The 25431-nt window shown below is 41.9% G+C and carries 20 protein-coding genes and 1 pseudogene; all 21 read right to left on the bottom strand.

The features are described 5' to 3' along the window. Positions 1 to 8: 8 nt before the first annotated feature. Positions 9 to 1124, bottom strand: coding sequence for a transcription termination factor NusA (nusA, locus tag ASG46_RS12680; protein WP_007499530.1), 1116 nt, complete (start codon positions 1122 to 1124; stop codon positions 9 to 11). Positions 1125 to 1156: 32 nt separating this feature from the next. Continuing rightward, positions 1157 to 1630: a ribosome maturation factor RimP gene (rimP, locus tag ASG46_RS12675; protein WP_008344744.1), complete on the bottom strand. Its 474-nt coding sequence runs from the start codon at positions 1628 to 1630 to the stop codon at positions 1157 to 1159. 241 nt (positions 1631 to 1871) lie between these two features. Then, a complete protein-coding gene (locus ASG46_RS12670) occupies positions 1872 to 3002 on the bottom strand; it encodes a glycoside hydrolase 5 family protein (protein WP_025207341.1) in 1131 nt (376 codons plus the stop codon). Between the two features lie 20 nt (positions 3003 to 3022). Continuing rightward, entirely contained in the window at positions 3023 to 4249 is a 1227-nt protein-coding gene (locus tag ASG46_RS12665; RefSeq protein ID WP_017359073.1) for an endo-1,4-beta-xylanase, read from the bottom strand. Positions 4250 to 4328: 79 nt separating this feature from the next. Then, positions 4329 to 6437, bottom strand: coding sequence for a glycoside hydrolase family 48 protein (locus ASG46_RS12660; protein ID WP_017359074.1), 2109 nt, complete (start codon positions 6435 to 6437; stop codon positions 4329 to 4331). A gap of 17 nt (positions 6438 to 6454) precedes the next feature. Next, positions 6455 to 8273 (bottom strand): annotated as a pseudogene (locus tag ASG46_RS12655) (glycoside hydrolase family 9 protein). Positions 8274 to 8843: 570 nt separating this feature from the next. After that, positions 8844 to 13157, bottom strand: a complete 4314-nt coding sequence (locus ASG46_RS12650) for a PolC-type DNA polymerase III (protein WP_017367257.1) — start codon at positions 13155 to 13157, stop codon at positions 8844 to 8846. A 75-nt stretch (positions 13158 to 13232) separates the two neighbouring features. Beyond that, complete coding sequence (locus ASG46_RS12645) at positions 13233 to 14930, bottom strand: proline--tRNA ligase (protein ID WP_056704729.1); 1698 nt, start codon at positions 14928 to 14930, stop codon at positions 13233 to 13235. Between the two features lie 80 nt (positions 14931 to 15010). After that, positions 15011 to 16276 (bottom strand): RIP metalloprotease RseP, encoded by a 1266-nt coding sequence (gene rseP, locus ASG46_RS12640; RefSeq protein WP_007499546.1) that lies wholly within the window; start codon positions 16274 to 16276, stop codon positions 15011 to 15013. 6 nt (positions 16277 to 16282) lie between these two features. Further along, entirely contained in the window at positions 16283 to 17434 is a 1152-nt protein-coding gene (dxr, locus tag ASG46_RS12635) for a 1-deoxy-D-xylulose-5-phosphate reductoisomerase (RefSeq protein WP_056704727.1), read from the bottom strand. A gap of 39 nt (positions 17435 to 17473) precedes the next feature. Beyond that, entirely contained in the window at positions 17474 to 18268 is a 795-nt protein-coding gene (locus ASG46_RS12630) for a phosphatidate cytidylyltransferase (protein ID WP_007499550.1), read from the bottom strand. A gap of 12 nt (positions 18269 to 18280) precedes the next feature. Further along, a complete protein-coding gene (locus ASG46_RS12625) occupies positions 18281 to 19063 on the bottom strand; it encodes an isoprenyl transferase (RefSeq protein ID WP_007499552.1) in 783 nt (260 codons plus the stop codon). A gap of 129 nt (positions 19064 to 19192) precedes the next feature. Further along, a complete protein-coding gene (gene frr, locus ASG46_RS12620) occupies positions 19193 to 19750 on the bottom strand; it encodes a ribosome recycling factor (protein WP_008344764.1) in 558 nt (185 codons plus the stop codon). 1 nt (position 19751) lies between these two features. Next, positions 19752 to 20474, bottom strand: coding sequence for a UMP kinase (gene pyrH / locus ASG46_RS12615; RefSeq protein WP_008344767.1), 723 nt, complete (start codon positions 20472 to 20474; stop codon positions 19752 to 19754). A 134-nt stretch (positions 20475 to 20608) separates the two neighbouring features. Further along, positions 20609 to 21490 carry a translation elongation factor Ts gene (gene tsf, locus ASG46_RS12610; RefSeq protein WP_007499558.1) on the bottom strand — a complete coding sequence of 294 codons (882 nt, stop codon included), beginning with the start codon at positions 21488 to 21490 and terminating at the stop codon, positions 20609 to 20611. 91 nt (positions 21491 to 21581) lie between these two features. Then, complete coding sequence (rpsB, locus tag ASG46_RS12605) at positions 21582 to 22316, bottom strand: 30S ribosomal protein S2 (RefSeq protein WP_007499561.1); 735 nt, start codon at positions 22314 to 22316, stop codon at positions 21582 to 21584. A gap of 155 nt (positions 22317 to 22471) precedes the next feature. Continuing rightward, entirely contained in the window at positions 22472 to 23011 is a 540-nt protein-coding gene (locus ASG46_RS12600) for a hypothetical protein (protein WP_017359079.1), read from the bottom strand. Between the two features lie 21 nt (positions 23012 to 23032). Beyond that, a complete protein-coding gene (locus tag ASG46_RS12595) occupies positions 23033 to 23800 on the bottom strand; it encodes a FliA/WhiG family RNA polymerase sigma factor (RefSeq protein WP_007499565.1) in 768 nt (255 codons plus the stop codon). Between the two features lie 24 nt (positions 23801 to 23824). After that, positions 23825 to 24325, bottom strand: coding sequence for a chemotaxis protein CheD (locus tag ASG46_RS12590; RefSeq protein ID WP_007499566.1), 501 nt, complete (start codon positions 24323 to 24325; stop codon positions 23825 to 23827). Next, complete coding sequence (locus tag ASG46_RS12585; protein ID WP_007499567.1) at positions 24325 to 24951, bottom strand: chemotaxis protein CheC; 627 nt, start codon at positions 24949 to 24951, stop codon at positions 24325 to 24327. The genes ASG46_RS12590 and ASG46_RS12585 overlap by 1 nt, the downstream gene beginning before the upstream one ends. A gap of 12 nt (positions 24952 to 24963) precedes the next feature. Beyond that, positions 24964 to 25425, bottom strand: a complete 462-nt coding sequence (locus ASG46_RS12580; RefSeq protein ID WP_007499568.1) for a chemotaxis protein CheW — start codon at positions 25423 to 25425, stop codon at positions 24964 to 24966. Positions 25426 to 25431 lie beyond the last annotated feature (6 nt).

The following is a 25431-nucleotide window of genomic DNA, read 5'->3' as shown; positions in this document are numbered from 1 at the left end:
ATCACCTCTTATTCGTCAGATTCCTCAGCTACTGGTTCAGCCTCTAAGAAAAGAGATTCAGAGTCTTCAGTTCTTGGGAAAATACCGAGTTCTCTTGCATCTGTTTCGCTTTTAATGTCAATCTTCCAGCTCGTTAATTTCGCTGCAAGACGCGCATTTTGACCTCTTTTGCCAATGGCTAATGACAGCTGATAATCAGGGACAATGACAGTTGTCGCCTTATCTTCTTCATTTACAATGACATCAAGAACTTTTGATGGACTTAACGCATTGGCAACAAATTCAACAGGGTCATTAGACCAATGAACAATGTCAATTTTTTCGCCTTTCAGCTCATTGACAATTGCTTGTACACGCTGACCTTTAGGTCCTACACAAGAACCAACTGGATCAACATCAGGATCATCTGTACGAACAGATATTTTAGAACGGTCCCCAGCTTCTCTAGCGACAGATTTAAGCTCTACAGTACCATCATAAATTTCTGGCACTTCGATTTCAAATAAACGCTTTAAAAGACCTGGGTGTGTTCTTGATACATAAATTTGTGGTCCTTTTGTTGTTTTTTCTACTTTCGTAATGAACACTTTAATGCGGTCATGTGGTTTGTAGTCCTCATTTGGCATTTGTTCGTTTACCGGAAGAAGGGCTTCGATTTTGCCAAGTGACACGTAAATGAATTTACTGTCAATTCGCTGAACGATTCCCGTCATGATGTCTTCCTCACGATCGATAAACTCAGTGTAAATCACACCTCGCTCTGCTTCTCTCACTCGCTGCGTCACGACTTGTTTCGCTGTCTGAGCTGCAATGCGTCCGAAATCTTTTGGTGTGACTTCGATTTCAACGACGTCACCAACCATGTAATTCGGGTTGATATTTGCTGCATCATCTACAGAGATTTCAAGGCGAGAATCATACACTTCATCTACAACATCTTTTCTTGCGAATACGCGAATCGTTCCCGTTTCACGGTTTAAATCAACACGCACATTTTGTGCTTGATTAAAATTACGCTTGTATGCAGAAATGAGTGCAGCTTCTATCGCTTCAATAATAATTTCTTTACTAATGCCCTTCTCTTTCTCAAGAACAGTCAGGGCATCTAACAACTCACTACTCATTTTTATGGTTCCCCCTTATATCAATGAAAAGGTTAATTGAACGAAACTGCTAATCTTGCGTTAGCAATTTTTTCGTATGGAATATTGATCTCTTTCTTTCTTGTCTTGATCTTCACTGTCACTGTTGCAATCTCACCATCAAAGCTTGTAAGCTCACCTTCAAATGCCTTTTCACCATCAATTGGTTCGTATGTTTTCATGAAAACATTTTTTCCAAGTGCTTTTTCAAAATCAGCTTTTTTCTTTAATGGGCGCTCCGCTCCAGGAGAGGACACTTCAAGAAAGTAGTTTTGGCTAATTGGATCTGCCTCATCAAGCTTTTCGCTCAAGGCTTCGCTCACTTTGGCACACTCCTCGATATCGACGCCTTTGTCAGAGTCAATAAATACGCGAAGGAACCAGTTTTGACCCTCTTTGACAAATTCAACATCAACGAGTTCAAGCTGTAAGCCATCTAAAATTGGCTGCACCATGTCGCTTACGATATCCACTACTTTTTTGCTCATTCTCTTCCTCCTTGTGCTTTCGATAAACGCTCTTATCAATCATTCTGCATAAAAACCCTGCTTTATTGTGAGCAGGGGGAGCAGAAAACGGATGAATAATGTCGAGACAAAAATTGCCTGTTCAATACAAAAGAGCGGGTTTCCCCACTCTTGTCTCGGTAATCGTTAGCATTTCCATAAAAACTATACCATATCCAATTTTTTTATGCAAATGAAGTTCCTTATAAACAGGCATTCTTCATCAGTTCTTTTCATTCATTCTTTTGGCGTGTTCACGAATAATTTCTGCCTCCCGGCTCTCCTTTAAAACTCGAAAACCGTCATAATCCGGGTAGAGGGAATCATCGTCTTGAATGCTTGTTAAAATCCAAAATTGGCTGCCTGCGCCTCCGAGCTGTTCAATTGTCTTCAGCCAGCTATCATATACATCAGGACGGGCTGTTTGATTTTGATAGCCAAACTCTTCTAATACAACAGGTTTTCCGATTGCGTTTCCTCGGGTGATATGATCTTTGATCCATTTCACTCCCCATGCAGCAGACTGATTCCAGTGATCCGGGTATAAATGATAGGTTCCATAATCAATATGAGGGAGAGCAGTCAAACGATCCCAATCAACACCTTCTCCCCCACTGTAAAACCAATCGTCATGACCTGTCATGCGAAAGAACCCTTCGTCTCCTACTGCAACAAGGTGATTCGAGTCAATTGATTTGATCCATGCACTCATTTCATCTGCCCAGTTTACTAGTATATCTCCCGAAGGGTCTGACTGAGCGCGCGGCTCATTGGCGAGCTCCCATGTCATAATAGCAGGGTCATCTTTATATTGAACACCTGAGTACGTATTGGTTCTCTCTAATACATAGCGCACATAGTTTTTGTAAGCTGTTTTAATCCGAGAATCTGTATAAAAGTGATCATGTGATCCTGCCTGAAACCACTTCACATATTGATTCATCCCGCCAAAGTCATCCCAATTGTTCACGAGCGGTATGACCAGCTTGATTCCTTCCTGCCCTGCTTTATAAATCGCATAGTCTAGTTTTTGAAAACCGGATTCTTCATAAACACCTGGACGAGATTGTAAGACTGAGTTTTCTTGAGGGGTACCATCGTGAAATCCCCAAATACGAATAACCTTTAAATCCATTGCCTTCATATCGTCAAAAACAGCATCTACCATCTTTTTTGATTTGTAATGGAAATAATAATTATTTGTGCCAGCAAAGTAAAATGGGTGGTTGTTCAATACAAAATGTGTACCAGATGTTTGCACATAGGAGGAGGCCTTTACGGTCAGAGTGAACCAACCCGCCCATAAAGTGATCAGCAGCATAAAACAAGCCACCCGTTGAACCCATTTTTTCATTCCATTCTCCTCACAATCTCTTATTCTACTGGTACGATGATATCTAGTTGAAGAGGTGTATGTTTGGTTGAGTCAAGTTCAATCGTCTGCTGCTGCAACATTTTACTTACTTCACCAATTCGAACCTCATACGTCCCGTGAAACGCTGGACATGTCACTTGGCCATTCGCATCTGTTTTTTCCACTCTTTGTGTCGTCCACTCCTGTAGAAGCTTTTCATAACGCCTGCCTGCTTCATTTAACGACCAATCATGATTCACGATGGCAGCGTGCTCTCCTCTCCAATGAGCACCCGCCCAAAATCCCCACATCAGCACACCTTTTACGGCTGGGTGACTAAAGGCTACCCGATATAAAGCTTCTAAGTTATCCGCTCGTCTATTGGCATCCGGATGAACAGAGTCATACTCTGTCACCCATATCGGTAGACCAAGCTCAGCAAGCACATCTAGTCTTTGTTTTACAACGACTGGATCCACTCGATCTTCAAAGTGACCTTGAACTCCAATAGCCTCAACTGGTGCCCCCAACTGACGAAGTTCATTGATATGTGCTTTATATGCGTGATGTTCGCCGTATGAGATTACATTATAATCATTGACAAACAGCAAGGCTTGAGGGTCAATTTTTTTCGTTTCTTCATACATCCATTTCCAAATCTGTTTCCCAAACCGGTCTTTAAAAAATGAACCATGCATCATTTCGTTGTTTACATCCCAATGACGGAATTTTCCTTTAAAATGATTGCCTGCATGCTCAAGCCGCCTTTTCATGGCTTCATATACTTCATGATTCGGTAATGATTTCAGCCAGTTTGGATTGGCATCCTCTACCTCCCAAAATAAGGCGTGCCCCCTCACTGGAATTTGGTGTCTATTGGCAAAATTCAGCATGGCATCTGCTTTTTCGTAGGTTATTTTCCCTCGTTCAGGCTCATTTGCATACCATTTTGCCTCATTTTCAAACACAGCCCAATTAAAATGTTGGACAAAAAAATCAGCATACGTTTGATTGAATAGTACTTGGTCATTCATTGCTGAACCAAATGCAAATTCATGTCTGATTTGTTTTATTTCAACCTCTATTCCGGCTAAGGGCTTTTTTTCTTTATCGATGACATTTATGACAAGCTCTCTTTGTCTATGTTGTAAGATTCGATCATTTGCTTCTTTTCTCCAGCTTTGATTTTCTTGTTCCTGTGATCCGCCATTCGATGAATGATTCATAAATTCTTTCTTTTTAACCATAATGACATCACCTTTGCTTTCACTTCATTTATCTTATGAGAAGACCGCCGACTAAAAAAGCCGGCAGCTGTACTACGTTCTATTCGTTTATGAGACGATGGTATTCTGCATAAGCCGTAGCCATATCAACTTGCGACCAGAAACGGTGATAGGTGAAACTTGGCGCTCCGTTTTCCCATTTGCCTGTTGCTTCATTAAAAGATGCTTGATATTTACTCTCCAGTGCTGACCAAGCTGGGTCTTGCTTGATTTTCGGACGAAGATCTGCAAAGCTCGTATACACTCCGTTACCTCCTCGCTGCGGGTCAGAAGGAATGGTGCTGGAACCAGGGATCTGATTTCCTTGACCAAATGTTCCGTTCCAGCCATTTGGGAAGTACACTTCTTTTTTAAAGAAACGGTGGTAGTCTTCTCTGTCTTCCTCTGTCACAATCCCTACACCATCATTGTAATTCCAAGCAACCTCAAGGAGCTGTGCCGCTGTCTCTTTTGCTCTTATGCCAAGTGCTGTGTAGTTTCCTGTCTCTTTCTGTGTTGCAGCAGCAAAGAATGTGAGTGCTTTGATGAGACTGCCCAGTACACCAGTATCTTGAGTAGGATCTTTTGTAACTGCCGTTAAATTTGGATTACCTGTTGCAGATTGGAATCCGCTCCAAGTGTCAGGCTGACCGCTCCATTCTATATTCCCAGGAATCCAAAACTCTCCAGGTGCACTCGTCGTAGCAACAGCAACATTTGTCCCCCCTAGAATCCTTTGACCCTGACCATCTAAAAAATACCCATCTTGATCCGACACAGGACGAGTGCCAATAAAAATATAATCTAGTGAATAGTTGACCCATTTTGTGATGACAGATTTGGCCATTTGGAAATTTTCAGATGTTTTGTCGCCATCTTTTGCAAAGATATAATAAAGCTCTGCTACACGCTCAATCGGCCATGCTTGCATTCCAAACCAGTTATTGGACGGAGGATCATGGTAAACAGGCGCATCTTCATAAGCCATATCATAAAATGTGCTTCTTCCTGCTGGATAAGCGCTATAGTCTCCATTCCAGCTGTTGGTAGCACCTCCTGCAATCGCTCCCTCTTTTGATTGAAGCCAGACGTAAAATTCAAGCTGTCTCTTTAACGTCTTTTCCCAATCACTTGCACCAGTCGGTGACGATGGCTTTAAGCCTCCCTTATCTGAGGATAAAGCGTAGGCAGCGACTGGGTTTTGATACCCTTGATGACAATGGCTCGCTCCGATACGCCATGACCAATTCGCATATTCTCCAAGTCCCCCGCCCCAAGAGGTGTACCATGCCATTAAGTGATGACATGCACTTTTTCCATTTCCAGGATACGGATTACCTTGTTTGCCGCTTCCAATTGTTTGAAAATATTTATCGTACATTCCGTAACGAAGGAAATCCCCCATCTTTTTCGCTTTATCAAGATAGGCTGACCCATTATAGCCAAGTTCCTTTGCCCAATACATTGCCTGTATCGCACGTGCATCAGCATCCGTCGCATTTGTGTAGCGCCACTGGGCGGCTGGCGCTTGATTTTCTTTTGTGAACAAGCTCATGAAACCTTCATTGGGCTTTCCGGCCGTTTTATCATCTTGTGATGGATGAGGGATGGCCTCCCATACGGATTCTTGCGGACCCCGCTGGAATGTGTTTACATATGCGGCTGTATGTGATGGATTGAGCAAATTCCCATATTCATACCAGTTGTCTACATCAAGAAGCCAGTGCATTAAATACGTTTCATTCGTTCCGTAAGTTGACTTCAGTTCACCATCAATCGGATCTTGACCAGCAGGGCGAGCACCCGTCAACTGGCTCGGATATTGATCTGGATATGGTTTTTCTGAAGCGTATGTGGCTGGGCTAGATGGATTGTAAGAACTCATATGCGGCTGTTCGTCATGTCCATCTTCGTTTACTGGAATGATAAACTTCTCCATATTATCCCAAGCCGCTTCTAGTTTGCTCCAATCGCCTGTGTAGTGACCATACAATGCTTCAAGCCATAACCAATAGCTGTAAGCTTCTGAAGTGGTCATATGCCCGTAATCAGGTGCCTCACAAATGAGTGTCTCAACGGAATGATACGGAATGCCTTCTTTTGAAAAATATCCATTCGCATCGTTTTTCATTTGATGATAAAGCGTTAAAAACCGTTCTTTATTTGTCATGTCCTCACCCTTTATATTTATTTATTCGGAAGCGTACCAAATTCTAAAATACCTTGATCAAAAACAGGAATTCTCGCTGTTTTCTGCATATTGGATGTTAATCCTTGAAAGGAATAATCATTTGAGGCATCCCATATATTCGCACCATTTGGCGCAGATAACCGGAACTGTATTTCCTTCTTATGAAGCGATTCACCTCCTGGAAAAATAGCTACGCCAGTAAAATCGATTTCTGTAAAATAGATATGGGATGATGCGTCATACACCGTTAACGGAGTTAAGGAAGCGCCTTCATTGTAAACAGCTGTCACTTGAATATCTTTATCAGTGAATCCCTTCGCAAATATCTCACTTAGATTGACATAATATCTAAAAGAAAGTGATTGACTACTTCTTGCCGGCCAGCCTGATCGATTGTATAGAATGGCTTTGATCTGAGTAGATGTTGTATCGTTACTCATGACAGCTGCCTCTACAAAAAACTCATCTTCCACTTTTTCTTTAGGCGGAAAATTCGGCAGCTTTGACTGCCCCTGACCAAACAACTGCACCATTTTGGCTACATTTCCAGTAAAGGCGGCATTATAGTCTGTTGCTACCTCGTTTGATACATAGTCAGAGATGTCATCGGTATACTGATCCTGTGCATTAGGCCCCCCAACAAGCGCTCCATAAAGCGTGTGCCGATGAGAAGAAGGAGTTGTCAGCTGATTAGACCATGAGCCATGTGCAGTTCGATGGTGTGGATGCATCGGCGGATTTTTGCCAAACCCAACGACATAGCTTCTATTTTGCGGATTATCCCCTAACATATAGTGTGTTTGCCTGATCGCAAACGTTTGGTATCGATTCTTTTTTTCTTGATCAGAGACCCAATCTGCGTACACAAACGCTAAAAATGCAGCATTTGCTGTATAACGAAGTGAACCCCATTGATCTAACCACGCTAGTCCGCCAGGCGTATAAGTGATTCTTTCTACTTTTCCATTTTGAACAAAACCCGTCGACCAGTAATCGAGATTACGCTCCGTCGATTCGATAAACCTTTTCTCCTTTGTGATTCTCGCAAGTAAAATTTGCGAAGCAAAAAAGGTATTGTCCCACGACATCGTAAACGTATAGTCCCAATCCTTCGGCCATTCTTCTACTGCTTTTAGTGCTTTGTTTAAATAGGTCTGGTCATTTGTCGCCAAGTAGAGCCATATTCCACCCCAAATGAGCTCATCAATATAGCCACTCCAGGAATTATAAAATGGCTGAGCATTGGTGACACAATCTGTATACTCACCGCGATATTGGTCAGCAAATGCATAAAGCTGTTTTGCATGGGTGAGAAGCTTTGCTGCATATGGCGCGTCTGTTTCTTTAAAAATAATTGAACCTGCTGCTAAAGCGGCTGCAGTTTGGGCGGCTACTTCTGTTCCTGGACAATGTTCATCAATTTTAAATGCTGGCCGGTTCATCGGCATCACTTCTGCTGGACCCCACCAGCCATGATCCGCGTTCCCATCGCCTACTTGTGCCCAAAATTCATTTGGACCTGTATGGGCTTTCAAAAAATAATCGGTTGCCCACTTGATTTGATCTAACATATCATCAAGCAGCTCTGCCTCTTCGTAAGCTTCTCGGTACTCATAGACTGTCCATGCAAGCACGGCTGCCGAGTAGGCCATCGTACCAGCCGCCTGTTAAATCATGACCAACATCTTTCCCATCCTCTAGTCCAGAATCCCCTCGCCAGTTAAGACGATTGCTTTCAGGAAGCTTTCCGGAACGCTGGGCTTCGTAAAACAAAATGGATTTTTGAAGCACCTCTACATAGTTGTAATCTGACATGTACCTACTTCTCACCCCTTCTTTTTTCTTAAACGTGAAACATTGAACAAGAAATGACCACCTCCTTGTCATTCCGTTCGTGTTTTGTACAGTGTTGAAAAGAATCAAGCGTGTTTCAAAAATGTGCATAGTAAACAGCCATCAGCTTGACGCTCACCGAGGGTTTTCTCCTGATTCTTCATGTGACTGTACCCAAAATGATCATATGTCGTATGAGAACATTTCAGACGGCTAAATTCTCTTTTTTGCTCTATTTGGGTAGAAAGAATGACATACAATCTCTTCTCTCAAAACACGACGTTAAATCAAGATATATGAACCAACAAGAAAATAATTCCAGTTAAAATATTTAGTTAACATAATAATGTTATTGTATATACAAAAAAGAACGCCCTTTAAGGGCGCTCCAGATTGTTGACAAAGGGCTAAAATGTTTGCAGTCTAGGAAGGACGAGCACCGGAGCAGAGCGAATTTGACATTCGTGAGCACCGGAGCGCAGGACTGACAAAGAATGCGAGGGTTTGTCTACATGCTGAAACGCCCTTTAAGGGCGCTCTTCATTTTTCACATTAGAACAAAGAAAGCTGGTTTTGATCAGGAAGTGCTTCTAAGCAGCCTTGACGATCCAAATACTCAAGGATGGTCTTAGACACTTTTCCTCGTTTTTGTAAATCTTCTTTTGAAAGGAATTCACCATCTTGGCGTGCGCGTACAATATTTAACGCAACGTTTGTTCCGAGTCCAGGGATGGAGTTGAATGGCGGGATTAGCCCGTCTCCATCAATGATAAACTCAGTGGCACTTGATCGGTATAGGTCTACTTTTTTAAAGTGATAGCCTCTTTCACACATTTCAAGTGCAAGCTCTAATACAGTTAATAGGTTCTTCTCTTTCGGTGATGCATCAAGACCTTTTGAGTTAATATCGTCCATGACCGCTCGAATCGCATTCGATCCTTTTGTCATCGTTTCGATATCAAAATCATCAGCACGAACGGTAAAATAAGCCGCATAGTACAGAAGTGCATGGTGCACCTTGAAATAAGCAATCCGAACAGCCATTAATACATAAGCAGCCGCGTGGGCTTTAGGGAACATGTATTTAATCTTTTTACAAGAATCAATGTACCAGTTCGGTACGTTATTATTCTTCATCTCCTCTTCCCATTCAGGAGGAAGTCCCTTCCCTTTACGAACAGATTCCATGATTTTAAAGGCAAGTGACGGCTCTAACCCTTGATAAATCAGATAGACCATAATATCATCACGACAGCCAATCACTTCGCTTAGTTCACACGTTTTATTATGAATCAGCTCTTGGGCGTTGCCGAGCCATACATCTGTACCGTGAGATAGACCAGAGATCTGAACAAGCTCCGAGAAGGTGGTCGGTTTTGTATCTTCAAGCATCTGACGAACAAACCTTGTGCCAAACTCTGGGATCCCAAGTGTTCCCGTTTTACATCCAATTTGTTCTTCTGTGACACCGAGAGGTTCCGTTCCTTGGAAGATTTTCATGACCTCAGGATCATCTGTCGGAATCGTTTTTGGATCAATTCCGCTCAAGTCCTGAAGCATCCGAATGACCGTTGGATCATCGTGTCCAAGAATATCTAGTTTCAGCAAGTTATCATGGATTGAATGGAAATCAAAATGCGTCGTTTTCCAATCAGAACCTGTCGCATCTGCTGGATATTGAATTGGTGAGAAATCGTAAATATCCATATAATCCGGCACTACGATAATACCGCCTGGATGTTGGCCCGTTGTCCGTTTGACCCCCGTACAGCCCTGTACGAGCCGGTCAATTTCAGCACCTCTCATATGAAGGTTATGATCTCCTGCGTAGCCTTTCACATAACCATATGCCGTTTTTTCTGCAACGGTACCGATTGTACCTGCGCGGTATACATACTCTTCACCAAACAGCTCTTTCGTATAGTTATGGGCAATCGGCTGATATTCTCCTGAGAAGTTTAAGTCGATATCGGGCACTTTATCTCCTTTAAAACCTAAGAACGTTTCAAACGGAATATCGTGTCCGTCTTTTTTATACGGCGTCCCGCATTCAGGACAGTCTTTATCAGGAAGGTCAAATCCTGAGCCAACCGATCCATCATTAAAGAACTCAGAGTGCTTGCAACTTGGACATACATAGTGCGGCGCAAGCGGGTTTACTTCTGTAATCTCTGTTAATGTCGCAACGAGAGATGAACCAACTGATCCCCTTGAACCAACTAGATATCCATCATCAAGTGATTTCTTAACAAGCTTATGAGAAATTAAATAAATAACAGCGAAACCGTGACCAATAATACTCTTTAATTCTTTCTCAATCCGGTCTTCTACAATTTTCGGTAAATCGTCACCGTAGATGCTGCGAGCCATGTTATAGCTCATTTCCCGAATTTCTTCATCTGCACCTTCGATTTTTGGTGTATAAAGATCGTCTTTGATTGGTTTGATACTTTCGACCATCTCAGATACTTTTTGCGTATTCGTCACGACAATCTCTTTCGCCTTTTCGTCTCCAAGGAAAGAGAAGGCTTCTAGCATTTCATCAGTTGTTCTAAAATGAACTTTTGGCAGTTCATGACGATTAAGCGGATTCGCCCCGCCTTGTGATGAAATTAAGATTTTGCGATAAATTTTGTCTTCTGGATGCAGGTAGTGCACATTTCCAGTCGCCACGACTGGTTTATTCAGTTTTTCACCAAGTTTTACAATGTTTGTGATGATCTCTTTTAATGCACGTTCATCCCGAACAAGCTCCAGCTGGAGTAAATGCTGATACACTTCTGGCGGATGAACTTCTAAATAGTCGTAAAATGCGGCAATGTCTTCTACCTCATCAGGTGACTTCTGCATCATCCCTTCAAACACTTCACCCTTATCACAAGCAGACCCAACAATTAAACCTTCTCGATATTTCTCAAGCTGTGAGCGAGGGATACGCGGCACGCGGTAGAAATAATGAATATGAGAAAGTGAAACAAGCTTAAATAAATTCTTTAGACCCGTCTCATTTTGTGCTATCACGGTTGCATGGTAAGGACGTGAGCGCTGATACGCATTGGACTGCCCCATGTTTTCATTCAATTGATCGTGGTAGGCAATCTCTTTTTCAGCCGCATCTTTTAGCATCTTCAGCATGAGGTAACCAGTTGCTTCTGCATCATAAATCGCCCGGTGATGCTGCGTGAGTTCAATATCGAACTTTTTACACAGCGTGTTCAGCCGGTGATTTTTAAATTCTGGATAAAGGAATCGGCCGAGTTCTAGTGTATCGATGACAGGGTTTGACGCTTTATCTGTTTTTAACAGTCGCTTATATGCTGCATTTAAAAAGCCCATATCAAAGCTCGCATTGTGAGCAACAAGGATATCTTGTCCAATCCACTCTTTGAAATCCCGAACCACATCGACCACATCTGGTGCATCTCTCACCATGTCGTCCGTGATACCGGTTAGTTCAATGGTTGTTGCTGATAACGGATGATGAGGATTTGCAAATGCCTCAAAGCGGTCAATGATTTCCCCGCCTTTGATTTTCACGGCTGCAAGCTCAATGATCGTATCATACACAGCAGAGAGTCCTGTTGTCTCAACATCAAATACGACAAACGTCGCATCTTCTAACAAGCGGTGCTCTGGATTATACGCAATCGGTACCCCGTCGTCGACTAAATTGATTTCCACCCCGTACATCATTTTGATGCCATGCTTTTTACTTGCTGCATACGCATCTGGAAAGGATTGTACAACGGCGTGATCTGTCAGGGCAATGGCCTCATGCCCCCATTTTTTTGCTTGTTCAACAAGTTTACCGATGCCAGTGACAGCATCCATCTGGCTCATTGGCGAATGCAAATGAAGCTCAACACGCTTTTCTCCCTCTGGTGCAGTATCTTCTTTCAGCTGAGGTTTCATTTCATTGACGTCATTTGCGATCATGACAAGATCTCTCACAAACGTATCGTTTTGAATGCTTCCTCTTGCTTTAACCCACATCCCTTTTTTCAAGGATTTCATGAGCTGAGCATCTTCTTTTTCTCTCGCAAACATTTTGATCAAAATACTATTCGTATAATCGGTAATCTTAAAGATACAAAGGGTTCTGCCGCTTTTTAGTTCGCGCGTTTCTGCATCAAACACGTATCCTTGGACGGTGATTCGTCTTTCTTCGTCCATAATGCTATCAAGCGTACGTATTTCTTCATTGTCTTTGATTTGATAGCCAATCATCAGAGGGCCAGAAGGAGCTTCCTCTTGATCCTCACTTTCCTTCTTCTCCATCTCAACAAGGGCTTGCATGGCTCTTTCTTGATCTTCAGCAAGTTTTTGTTCTCTGAACTTCTGAATCTCTTGATCTGATACAAAAATTTCTGTATCAAATTGAAGTTCTGGAAAACCGACTTGTTTAAATGCAGCCTGAAGCATTGGGCTATATTTCTTCTTGATGGCCAGAGCCTCAGTTTCGCTTTTAGTTTTGATGATGATCTTATGTCCAGACAGCGCTGGTTTTTGCTGTTGAAGCAAGCTGATGATTGGGGGAGAAATTCCTTGAAGCTCTTCCACACAATGGGACCAATACGATTGAACGAGCTCTTCAGATATGTGCGGATCATTGACTTCAATCGTACAAGTGACTTGTGCGATATGAGAAAATGCATTTGTCAGCCTGCTTAAAAACATTGCATATACTTGGTAAGGCAAAAGTGCCTTAAATTTAAAATGGAAATGCCACGTTTTTGCCGCCTTATGCACCGTCAATTTGACGATCTCGCCTTCTTCAAAGTAACGGCTGAGGTCATCATCTGTCATTTGAATCTGATTGAGTAATATATGAAATTGCCGCCGGGTAATCGGTAATTGTTCATCCAAGACAGGACCCTCCTTTTGCAAATCAGAAAGGTACCTCTTTTTTGCAGGAGGTACCTTCATTTTTTTGTTCGTTTTTTATGCTTGGCGTATAAATGAAATCAGTTCATCAACAGATACTTCGTGTGATTCACCTGATTTTCTGAATTTCACTTCGACAATACCTTCTTCTGAACGTTTCCCGCAGCTAATGCGAATTGGCAGTCCAATTAAGTCACTGTCGGCAAATTTGACGCCTGCACGCTCTTGGCGGTCATCGAAAAGGACTTCATAGCCCTCTTCCTGTAAACGCTCATACAGCGTTTCAGCCAGTTCCTTTTGTGCATCGTTTTTCATATTTAAGGCAAGTAGATGAAGATCATATGGCGCAACTGTTTCTGGCCAGATAATCCCCTTGTCATCATGATGTTGTTCAACAATCGCAGAAAGGGTTCTAGAAATTCCGATGCCATAGCAGCCCATGATCATTGGCTGCGCACGTCCATTTTCATCGAGGTATGTTGCATCCATTGCCTCTGAATAACGCGTGCCTAGCTTAAAGACTTGTCCTACTTCAATTCCTTTTGCGAACTGGATAATGCCTTCTCCATCTGGAGAAACGTCCCCTTCTTGAATCAAGCGAAGATCTGTATATTCCTTCACTGACAGATCACGAGCAGGATTAACATTGACATAGTGATAATCCGATTCATTTGCACCTGCAACTGCATTTGTCATTCCTTTTACAGCGTGGTCTGCATAAATCGTTACTTCCGCTTCAAGCTTCACTGGTCCAACAAATCCTGGTTCTGTTCCAATCACGTCTAGTACTTCCTCACGTGAAGCAAGCTCTACAAGCTGTGCTCCAACTAAGTTTTTCACTTTCACATCATTTACTTCATGATCGCCTCTTGTCAGGACAAGTACATACGCATCGTCCGCTTTAAACAAGACAGATTTGATACATGTAGAAGGAGCCACTTCTAAGAATGACGCAACATCTTGTATTGTCTTCACCTGCGGCGTGTGTACTTTCTTGAGTTCTTTGAAGTCCGCAGGGTTTGCTTCTTCTCCGTGATACACAGCCTCAGCCATTTCAATGTTCGCAGCGTAGGAAGATGTGTCAGAGTATGCGATTGTATCTTCTCCTACTTCTGAAAGTGCCATAAACTCATGTGTATCTTTTCCTCCCATTGCCCCAGAATCGGCAATGACGGGTCTAAAGTTAAGACCTACTTTTGAAAAGACATTCGAGTAAGCTGTAAACATCTTGTTGTATGTGTCATCAAGGCTCTCTGGTGAAGAGTGGAATGAATAGGCGTCCTTCATAATAAATTCACGTCCGCGCAATAACCCAAAGCGAGGTCTTTGTTCATCACGGAATTTAGATTGGATTTGATACAGTGTCAAAGGAAGCTTTTTATACGATTTGACTTCACTGCGTACGAGTGATGTGATCACTTCTTCGTGTGTTGGGCCAAGTGCAAACTCGCGGCCGTGGCGATCTTTCATACGCATGAGTTCTGGACCGTATGTATACCATCTTCCTGACTCTTGCCACATTTCTGCTTGCTGCAGCACTGGCATTAACAGCTCAGCTGCTCCCGCCTTTTCCATTTCCTTGCGAACAATGGCTTGAATGTGCTGAATCACTTTATGTGCTAGCGGCAAATAATGATAGATACCGCTCGTGTTTTGTCTAATAAATCCAGCTCTTACTAATAGCTGATGACTTTTTGCCTCAGCATCTGCCGGCACCTCTCGAAGAGTTGGAATGAAAGTCAGGGATTGTCTCATGTCGTTACACCTCATTTAAGAAATAGGACTTCTCACAAAAACTCTTGTTTCCCATAATGAGAAACAAGAGACAATGGTTTTTATAAAAATAATCGCTGGATGTCATTCCATGTCACTACTAGCATTAATAGCATGAGGAACGCAACACCAATGAAGACAACAAGTGCCTCTTTCTCACGATTAATTGGTTTGCCGCGAATGGCTTCAACGAATAGGAAAAGTAATCTTCCTCCGTCTAATGCAGGAATTGGTAATAAATTCACGATCCCTAAGTTGATACTAAGAAACGCAGCAAACTGCATTAATGTTAACACACCTTGTTTCGCTACTTCTCCTGTCATGTCATATATTCCAACAGGACCTGCAAGCATATCTAATGAAAATTGTCCTGTGACAATCTTTTGCAAGTTCGTTAAGATGAGACCTGCTGTAGATATCACTGTAGTGCCTGAGGATGAAATGACTTTGAGAAAGCCATTTTCCGTTGGCGGATAAGAACCAAAACGGCCAATGGTTTTTCCTTCGGCCTTCACAGCTTCCGGTACAACTTGAATGGTGCTTTCTTTGCCATCTCGATCAATGACGACATTCATTTTTTTATCTGGGTTCTTTTGAACCGTTTGAACAACGTCTGTCCAAGAATTCATTTTATCCCCGTTAATTGAAACGATATGATCTCCCTGCATAAGCCCAGCTTGCGCTGCCCGGCCGTCTTTTGTCAGCTTACCAAGTACAGGATCATCCACGGTTACACCTTGAATAAATCCTAAAGCCACTAGAATCACATATGCCAGGATAAAGTTCATAATCGGTCCAGCTGCAATGGCTTTAATACGCTGCCATACTGTTTTTGAACCAAACTGACGGTTGTATGGCGCAATTTGAATTTCTTCACCATCTGCAATATAGAAGCTTGTTTGGCTTACATTGTAACCAGTCAGAATGTCTTCATTTCCAGCCTCATATCCTGAAATTCTCATCGCATGATCTAAATCAATTTGTTCAACTTCAATGACAAGTGCATCAGGATATTTCTCTTTATCATTTAAAATGATTTTTTCTACTTCATTTTGCTCATTGAATAAGAGCCCCACTGTATGACCCGGTTTAATTTCAATGACTTCAGGATCTTCTCCAGCCATTTTAACAAATCCGCCGATTGGCAGAAGTCTGATGGTATAGACGGTTTCTTTTCGTTTAAAGGAGAAAATCTTCGGTCCAAAACCAATTGCGAACTCGCGGCATAAAATGCCTGCGCGCTGCGCCATAATTAAATGGCCAAGCTCGTGGAAAAAAACGAGCGTTCCAAAAATAATAATAAACGCAATCACTGTATTCACGAACATACCACCTTATGCGAGGATTGATTGAACAAAGTCTCGTGTATCTTTGTCCACTTCATGGATATCTTGCAAACTAGGCGTTGAAATCACATGATGTCTGTTCAGTGCCTTTTCAATCAATTCTTCAATTTGCAGGAACGTTACTTTGCCTTTTAGAAATGCATCAACAGCTATTTCATTGGCTGCATTAAGCACAGTAGGCATTGTCCCTCCTATTTTACCTGATTCATAAGCAAAATGTAAGCAGCGATACCTGTCAAAATCCGCTTTTTGGAAATTTAATTGTCCAATCTCCCAAAGGTTTAATGATTTCGCTTCTTTTAATGGCGCTCTATCAGGATAAGTGAGCGCGTATTGAATCGGAACCCTCATGTCAGGTGTACCTAACTGAGCCATGACACTTTTGTCATGGAATTCCACCATGGAATGGATGATGCTCTCTTTATGTAACAGCACATCAATTTGATCGTATGGGATATCAAACAGCCAATGCGCCTCAATCACCTCAAGCCCCTTATTCATCATGGTCGCTGAATCGATCGTGATTTTTGCGCCCATGGACCAGTTCGGATGATTCAGCGCTTCTTCAAGCGTTACACCTTCAAGCTCCGTGCGTTTTTTATCTCGGAAACTGCCGCCTGAAGCTGTGACGATTAAGCGTTCAATGTTTTTAGCTTGTTCACCTTGCAGGGATTGAAAAATAGCGGAGTGTTCACTATCGACAGGAAGTAAAGGCACGTCATACTTTTTGGCGTACTCTTTTACTATATGACCAGCTGTCACAAGTGTTTCCTTATTTGCAAGTGCGATCGTCTTTTTTTGTTCAATGGCTTTTAATGTCGGCACAAGTCCGACACTTCCTACCAGTGCATTGACCACAACATCCACTGCATCATAGGTCGCTGCTTCGATGTTCGCTTCATCACCCGCAGCCATTTTGACATCGTATTGAAATGAATGACCTTTTAACGTGCGATAGGTCGCTTCGTCTACACATCCAACAAATTCAGGCTGAAATTGTTCAATGATAGGGATGGCCTTGTCTATATTTCTGCCAAACGTCATCGCTTTCAACTTGAATTTGTCTGGATGCTGCCTGATCACATCTAATGTTTGTTCTCCAATTGATCCTGTTGCGCCTAATAGCGAAATATATTTCAAATTGCCACTCCTTCTCTCGTTCAATTAGTTTCTATGAGGTTAGCTAGCAAACGTGGCCAGCAATAAATATAAAAACGGCAGAACGAATAAAAAGCTGTCAAACCTGTCCAAAATTCCGCCATGACCCGGGAGTATTGTCCCTGAATCCTTCACATGGTAATGACGCTTTAAAGCAGATTCCACAAGGTCGCCAAGCTGTCCAAAAATACTGAGCAAAAGAGTAATAAACATAACAAGCAGATATGATGGCAAAAATCCTGTAACCGCCTGGAACACAAGTGACAGCACGACCGCTGTGACGATTCCGCCGATAAATCCTTCTACTGTTTTGTTTGGGCTGATCTCTGGCCAAAGCTTTCGTTTCCCCATAGATTTCCCAATAAAATAGGCACCTGAGTCAGTGGACCAAATAATCACCGCTGCGAAGAAGATCGCACTCATGCCATACAAGCCTCTAATTTGAATAAAATAATAGAAACTAACGCCAATATATAATGTGGCTAATATAACAAAAGCAACCTCATCGAATGTGAAAGAGTTTTTGCTCAGAACTGTATAAGTTAAAAGGATTAAGACTGCAAATAAAGCAATCTGCATTTTTGATGCGTCTACGTTCGGGAAGAAGCTATTTTCTCCGCCCATTAAAAGCCAAAGCAATATTAAGCTGACAATGCCAGGAAAGCTGAAAATCGAAATCTTTTTCATTCTAAGAAGCTCAAAGAGAGCGACACTTCCCATTAAATAAATCAGCAGGGTAAATGGCATTTGTCCATAAATCACTGCAAGTAAAAACACTGCAGCTGCCAGAACACCCGTCAAAATTCTTTGTTTCATCTGCACCACCCTCTAAATTCCACCGAACCTCCGGCCGCGGCGCTGGTACTCTCCGATAGCGCCTATGAGATGCTCATCAGAAAAGTCAGGCCAAAGCACATCCGTAAAGACAAACTCGCTGTATGCAATTTGCCAAAGCATAAAGTTGCTTAATCTAATTTCTCCACTCGTACGAATAAGCAAATCCGGATCTTGAAGAGATTCTGTCATTAAATAAGCTGAAAACATCTCTTCTGTGATGTCTTCTGCTCGAAGCTTGCCTTCTTTGACTTTTTCAGAAATTTGTCTGCATGCAGAAATAATTTCTGTCCGTCCTCCATAATTGAGCGCAAAATTTAAAATGAGTCCGTCATTATTCGCCGTACTCTTCACTGCGTTCTCTACCGCTTTTTTCGTATGCTGCGGGAGGCCGTCTGGATCACCTGTTAAACGTACACGGACATTTTCCTCGATGAGTTCAGGCAGATAGATGTTTAGAAACTCTTCAGGAAGCTTCATTAAAAAGTCTACTTCTAGTTTTGGACGTTTCCAATTTTCTGTAGAGAAAGCATACAAAGTCAGCACTTTGACATTCAGCTCATTTGCAAGCTTGGTCATGCGCTTGACAACTTTCATTCCTTCATGATGTCCTGCTACCCGTGGAAGCGCACGTTTCTTCGCCCATCTTCCATTCCCATCCATGATAATGGCGATATGTTCAGGAATTTCTCCATTTAATATGTCTTCTTTTGTCAGGCTTTCTAAGTTGGAAGCTGCTGTTTGCTGATTCTTCCAATTTTTGAGTATATTGAGCATGAGATTCCTCCATCACCCAAAAAGGTTGCGTTCCCGCTAATAATATAGTCCTCAACAGTATTAACAAAAAAACCCCCTGTAAACATGAAGAGGGTCTTTTCACTATTATCTATTGTACATAGTTTTTTCTTAAACTTCCATGATTTCTTTTTCTTTATCTTTTGTCACTTCATCAATTTTAGCGACATATTCATCTGTCAATTTTTGAACATCCTCTGTAGATGATCTTAATTCATCTTCAGTGATCTCCCCATTTTTCTCTAGCTTTTTCAATTCATCGTTTGCATCACGACGAACGTTACGAACAGCTACTTTTGCTTCTTCTGAGTATTTTCTCACAACTTTTACAAGTTCTTTACGTCTTTCTTCTGTTAGTGCTGGGATCGCAATACGGATCACGTTTCCGTCACTTGTTGGTGTGATACCAAGATCAGACTTTTGGATCGCCTTTTCGATATCACCGATCGCTGTTTTATCGTAAGGTGTGATAATCAGCATACGTGCTTCTGGCACTGTAATTGACGCAATTTGGTTTAGTGGTGTTTGCGCACCATAGTAATCCACTGTTACTTTGTCTAAAAGGGAAGCATTAGCTCTGCCCGCACGGACAGTTGCTAGTTCACGTCCGTATGCTTGAACGGCTTTTTCCATTTTTTCTTTTGTTTGGTTCAACACTTCTTTTGACACGTTATTTCCCCCTCACGATCGTTCCGATTGATTCGCCATTGACGGCACGTTTAATATTTCCTTCTTCCATAATAGAGAAGACGATTAATGGAATGTCATTGTCCATACATAATGAGGACGCAGTAGAATCCATTACAGCAAGCCCTTCTTTTAGTACATCAAGATATGAAAGCTTATCATATTTTACTGCATCCGCATCTGTACGAGGATCAGCACTGTAGACACCGTCTACATTGTTTTTCGCCATTAAAATGACATCTGCTTCAATTTCAGCTGCACGAAGTGCTGCTGTTGTATCAGTAGAGAAATAAGGGTTACCAGTACCTGCAGCAAAAATCACGACACGTTTCTTCTCAAGGTGACGGATCGCTTTTCTTCTTATGTATGGCTCTGCAACCTGTCTCATTTCGATAGAGGTTTGTACTCTAGACTGAATACCAAGCGTTTCTAGGCTGTCTTGTAATGCCAATGAATTCATCACTGTTGCAAGCATCCCCATATAGTCTGCTGTTGCCCGGTCCATTCCTAAGTCACTGCCTGTCTTACCACGCCAAAGGTTTCCTCCACCTACAACGACTGCAACTTCAACATCAAGTTCTGCAATTTCTTTTACTTGCTTTGCAATTGATTGAATGACAGTTGGGTTAATTCCATTTCCAGCATCACCAGCTAGTGCTTCTCCACTTAGCTTCAGTACAATGCGATTATATTTCGGTTTGCTCATGATAACCTCCAAGTGTAAACTATACCGTCTCTTATTATGCGTAAGAAACCGCCTTTTGTAAATCAATATCCTCTAAAAAATAGGGAACACAGTGCTTGTGCTCCCTAAAAAAGCCCCAGAGAGCTTTTCAAACATTATTTTTTCACTTGGCTCATAACTTCTTCAGCAAAGTTGTCTTGACGCTTTTCGATACCTTCGCCCACTTCATAGCGAACATAAGTTTGAACAGTTGCGTTTTTCGCACCTACAACTTGTTTCACTTTTTCATCTGGGTTTTTAACGAATGCTTGGTCAAGTAAGCAAATTTCTTCGAAGAATTTGTTTAGACGGCCTTCTACCATTTTAGCAACGATATTTTCAGGCTTTCCTTCTTGAAGCGCTTGTTGTGTTAATACTTCACGCTCACGGTTTGCTTCTTCTTCAGACACTTGGTCACGAGAAATGTATTTAGGGTTTACAGCAGCAACGTGCATTGCGATGTCTCTCGCAAGCTCTTCATCAGTTGTTCCGTTAAGAACCGCTAATACACCGATGCGTCCGCCCATGTGTAAGTAAGAACCGAATGCAGCGTTATCTTCTTTTGTGATGACTGAGAAACGGCGCAGCGTAATTTTTTCTCCGATTTTCGCAATTGCAGAAGTAATATGTTCTTCAACTGTTGAACCATTTTCCATTTTAGAAGCATGTGCTTCTTCAATTGTTGCAGGTTTCGCAGCAAGTAAATGATCAGCAAGTTCGTTAAGAAGATTTTGGAATCCTTCGTTTTTCGCAACGAAATCAGTCTCAGAGTTCACTTCTAGGATAACGCCAGTGTTGCCGTCAGTTTTAATAAGAGTTAATCCTTCTGCCGCAATACGGTCTGCTTTTTTCGCAGCTTTTGCGATCCCTTTTTCTCTTAGAAGATCGATTGCTTTATCGATGTCACCATCAGTTTCTGTTAACGCTTTTTTACAGTCCATCATACCTGCACCAGTTTTTTGACGCAGTTCTTTTACTAATTGAGCAGTAATTGCCATTTTACATTTCCTCCTTCTATGTTAAAACACGGATTACTAGGTGAAAAAAAGGTGATAAAAGGCAGTTCCCTCTTATCACCTTTTGAATAGGTTACGCAGTTGTTGTTTCAGTTTCTGTCGTTTCTTCTACAACAGCTTCTTCTTCGCCTTGTTTAGACTCAAGAATCGCATCTGCCATTTTAGCAGTTAGAAGTTTTACAGCACGGATTGCATCATCGTTTGCAGGGATCACAACATCAATTTCGTCTGGATCACAGTTTGTGTCAACGATACCGATAATTGGGATATTCAATTTACGAGCTTCTGCAACTGCAATACGCTCTTTACGAGGGTCGATAATGAAAAGTGCATCTGGAAGACCCTTCATGTCTTTGATTCCGCCTAGGAATTTTTCAAGACGTTCTAATTCTTTTTTCAGTTGAACGACTTCTTTCTTAGGAAGAACTTCGAACGTACCGTTTTCTTGCATTTTTTCAATATCTTTTAAACGTTTGATACGTTTTTGGATTGTTTCAAAGTTTGTTAACGTTCCACCAAGCCAGCGTTGGTTTACATAGAACATACCAGAACGGATTGCTTCTTCTTTCACTGAATCTTGTGCTTGCTTTTTCGTACCAACGAAAAGGATTTTTCCTCCATCAGCAGCAAGGTTTTTCGTGAAGTTGTAAGCTTCCTCTACTTTTTTCACCGTTTTTTGAAGATCGATGATGTAGATACCGTTACGCTCTGTAAAGATGTAACGCTTCATTTTTGGGTTCCAACGGCGTGTTTGGTGACCGAAGTGAACACCAGCTTCTAGCAATTGTTTCATAGAAATAACTGACATGTTGTTGCCTCCTAATATAATGGTTTTTTTTCCTCCGCTTAAGTCATGTTCACATAAAACTGCGCCACGGCAGCACCTTCATACGAATCATTAAGCGTGTGTATTTAACACCAAGAAATAATATAACACATGATGGACTGACAATCAAGAATCCTTTACAGCTTTCCGCTAAATTTTAATAAAAGTTCGATTTCTGTCTTGCCCGTTTTTAATTCTTTCGCTATTTCTTCTAATGATAGCCCTTGATCATATAAGGCCTTTACTTGTTCCTCGAATGTTTCTTCTATTTCACTTTCAGAAGGCGTAGAAGCTTCTGTTTCGAGACTTGAAACGGGTTCGTTTACCTTCTCTTCCTGCACCTCAACTTCGCTAAGGAGAGTCGACAGGTGCTCTGGAACTGGATCTTCACTTTCTACCGATTGCAGGGATTCAATTGGTGGTTGTGGCTGCTTTGGTGTCTGAAGATCCGATTTCAGCTCTTCAGCAGAAAAATCAGGGGAAGTGGCTGCAGCTTTTGATAGTTTTTCATTCTCTTCTTTGACTTCCATCAAAAATGCAGCCAGGGTATTTTCCGTTTCTTCTAAAAGCTCTCGCTGCTTTTGTTCTGTTGCCTTCAGCGAATTCATTCTCGTGTATAAAATGATCACAAAATAAATAAGTGCAGCATGAAGCATAAAGCTAATCAGCCATAGCATATTTTTTCACTCACTAACTCTTTAAGATTGAATGGCTTTATCAAGCAGATGCTTAAGCTTGAACAATGCCTTTGAATGAATTTGCGAAATGCGGGAGGTCGATAAATTAAGCACTTGACCAATTTCCGTTAACGTCAATTCCTCTTTATAGAAAAGACTTATCACAAGCTTTTCTTTTTCCGAAAGCTCTGTCATTTTTTCGGCAAGCTGTTCAATTAATTCATCTTTCAGCATTTTTTCTTCAGGTGTCACAGTCTTTTCGTCGCGAATCATGACTTGAACGTTTTCTCCGTCTTCTTGATCATGCAGCTTCTCATCAATCGAGAGCAAATTCGCAAAGAACCCTTCATTCATCGTTGTGACCACATCTTGTTCACTCATGCCGAGTTCTTCAGCAACCTCTGTTGGTGTCACATTTCGTAAATATCGCTGTTCAAGCTTTTCAATTGCCGCTTCTACTTTTTTTGTTTTTTCTCTTGATGTACGAGGCAGCCAGTCCTCTTTACGAAGACCGTCGATGATGGCCCCACGAATTCTGAAGGATGCATATGTATCAAACTTCAGATCTCTTCCGGGGTCAAATTTTTCAAGGGCATCATATAAACCGAGCATCCCTAGACTGATCAAGTCTTCTTTGTGCACTGACTTCGGGAGACCGATGGAAATTCTTCCAACATGATATGTGACGAGCGGCATATAGCGGCGCATAAGATCATCTCCAGCAGCTGGGTCCTTCCACTCTTTCCATCTAGCCCATAGCGCCTGATCTTCGTAATTTAAGGATTGCATCTTTCTCCCCCTATACTTCCTTAGTTATATCTTCATAATGCCTTGTTTCACAGTGCGGATCTCAAGTTCTGTTGTAAGCGGATCGAATTCAATCGTGCGTCCATTGTTTCCGCCCGTGTCCTCACTAATGATCGGGATATGATGAAGAGACAGATGTTCTTTCACAGCTGATACATTTCTAGGTCCAATTCTCATCAGATCATTGGTTGACTTAAATTTAAACATTTCTGCGCCGCCAGCAAGCTTCGCTTTTAGCGCATGTTTGCGCGCTCCTTCTTTTAAGAGCAGATCAATTGTATGCTTGACACCTGTATCTGCATACTTAGCCAAGTTCTCTACCGCTCCTTTTGAAAGAGAGGAGTCTGGAAGCATGACATGGACAAGTCCTGCCAGTTTTTTTTCTTGGTCAAAAAGGACAAGTCCTACGCAAGAACCGAGACCGGATGTCCGAATACGGTCCGGTGTTTTCACAAGCTGAACATCCGCTATACCAACCTTTACAACTGCCGGAATCTGCACGTTCATTATAGGTTACCTAATGCTTTGAACAGTTTTTCAAACGATTCAAAGTCTGGTAATAGAAACATATTTCCTTTCAGCTCTTGCTGATTTTGATCATCGAAAATCGATGTATCAATCACAATCGCCTGATCGCCGAGAGGGCTAAACTGCATTAACCCTTCACTAATGACAGCCCCAAACATGTCGAGCGTGACATCTGGAACACTTGGGTGAAGCTGCAGTTTTGTTAAATCGGCAAGTGCTGATAAATAAGAGCCTGCTAAAATATTTCCTAACTCATGAAGCGCTGATGTTCCTAGCATGTGTTCATGAATCGTATCAATATCAAATGCTGGGTCCTGAACAAGCTCTCTTACAAATTGTTCAGCTTGTTCAAACGGCATAATGAAAAAGATTGAACCGGTAAGATCACCCTCCATTCGCAAAAAGATACTGGCAACTGGAAGGTCTGCTCCACCAAAGAAATCCATTAAATCTTCAAACGAGAGAACTTTGACAAAAGGAACAGCCATATCAATTTTGCGATTCAATAGGCTGGCAAGAGCAGACGCTGCATGGCCTGCTCCGATATTCCCAACCTCACTTAATATATCTAGCTGTTCATCTTTAATTTCATTGAAAATGCTCATTTCACATCCCCCTTAATGAACAGGTGCATCTTGCACGCTCTTGTCGAGGACCGCACCAGCATGAATGATATTGAATAGGCGCTGATCATGCTTAATAATACCTGTCACCCATGACAGTCCTTCTTTTTCAGCTGTATCAGTAGAAGATTCTACCTCTTCCTGATGAACAGTAATGACATCATTTGCTTCATCAACAATCCAGCCGACTTCAATGTCACCAACTTGTACAATAATCATTCTTGTTTCGTCTGTAATCTCGTTGTCAGTTGATCCAAGTCTCACTCTAAGGTCAATGACAGGTGTCACGACACCACGTAGATTAATGACACCGCATATATAAGGGGCAACGCCAGGAACTCTTGTCGGCTGCTGCCATTTTTCAATGGACTTTACTTCTGATACTGAAATGGCGTATTCTTTTTTGTTTACGATAAACACAATCATCTTTTCGCCAGTTTTGATATCTGTACTCATTTCAGA

It is taken from the genome of Bacillus sp. Leaf49 (genome assembly GCF_001426125.1).
Classification (GTDB): Bacteria; Bacillota; Bacilli; order Bacillales; family Bacillaceae; genus Bacillus; species Bacillus altitudinis.
The sequence above is the reverse complement of the archived record's forward strand: the minus strand, read 5'-3'. Positions and strand labels throughout refer to the sequence as shown.

Coding starts and splice junctions, on each gene's coding strand:
- ASG46_RS12645 (WP_056704729.1), bottom strand. CDS start 14,930: ATGAGACAATCCCTGACTTTCATTCCAACTCTTCGAGAGGTGCCGGCA.
- ASG46_RS12660 (WP_017359074.1), bottom strand. CDS start 6,437: ATGACAAATAAAGAACGGTTTTTAACGCTTTATCATCAAATGAAAAAC.
- ASG46_RS12580 (WP_007499568.1), bottom strand. CDS start 25,425: ATGAGTACAGATATCAAAACTGGCGAAAAGATGATTGTGTTTATCGTA.
- ASG46_RS12630 (WP_007499550.1), bottom strand. CDS start 18,268: ATGAAACAAAGAATTTTGACGGGTGTTCTGGCAGCTGCAGTGTTTTTA.
- rseP (WP_007499546.1), bottom strand. CDS start 16,276: ATGTTCGTGAATACAGTGATTGCGTTTATTATTATTTTTGGAACGCTC.
- pyrH (WP_008344767.1), bottom strand. CDS start 20,474: ATGAGCAAACCGAAATATAATCGCATTGTACTGAAGCTAAGTGGAGAA.
- rpsB (WP_007499561.1), bottom strand. CDS start 22,316: ATGTCAGTTATTTCTATGAAACAATTGCTAGAAGCTGGTGTTCACTTC.
- ASG46_RS12625 (WP_007499552.1), bottom strand. CDS start 19,063: ATGCTCAATATACTCAAAAATTGGAAGAATCAGCAAACAGCAGCTTCC.
- ASG46_RS12665 (WP_017359073.1), bottom strand. CDS start 4,249: ATGGTTAAAAAGAAAGAATTTATGAATCATTCATCGAATGGCGGATCA.
- rimP (WP_008344744.1), bottom strand. CDS start 1,630: ATGAGCAAAAAAGTAGTGGATATCGTAAGCGACATGGTGCAGCCAATT.
- nusA (WP_007499530.1), bottom strand. CDS start 1,124: ATGAGTAGTGAGTTGTTAGATGCCCTGACTGTTCTTGAGAAAGAGAAG.
- tsf (WP_007499558.1), bottom strand. CDS start 21,490: ATGGCAATTACTGCTCAATTAGTAAAAGAACTGCGTCAAAAAACTGGT.
- ASG46_RS12670 (WP_025207341.1), bottom strand. CDS start 3,002: ATGAAAAAATGGGTTCAACGGGTGGCTTGTTTTATGCTGCTGATCACT.
- ASG46_RS12595 (WP_007499565.1), bottom strand. CDS start 23,800: ATGCAATCCTTAAATTACGAAGATCAGGCGCTATGGGCTAGATGGAAA.
- ASG46_RS12590 (WP_007499566.1), bottom strand. CDS start 24,325: ATGAACGTGCAGATTCCGGCAGTTGTAAAGGTTGGTATAGCGGATGTT.
- ASG46_RS12585 (WP_007499567.1), bottom strand. CDS start 24,951: ATGAGCATTTTCAATGAAATTAAAGATGAACAGCTAGATATATTAAGT.
- ASG46_RS12600 (WP_017359079.1), bottom strand. CDS start 23,011: ATGCTATGGCTGATTAGCTTTATGCTTCATGCTGCACTTATTTATTTT.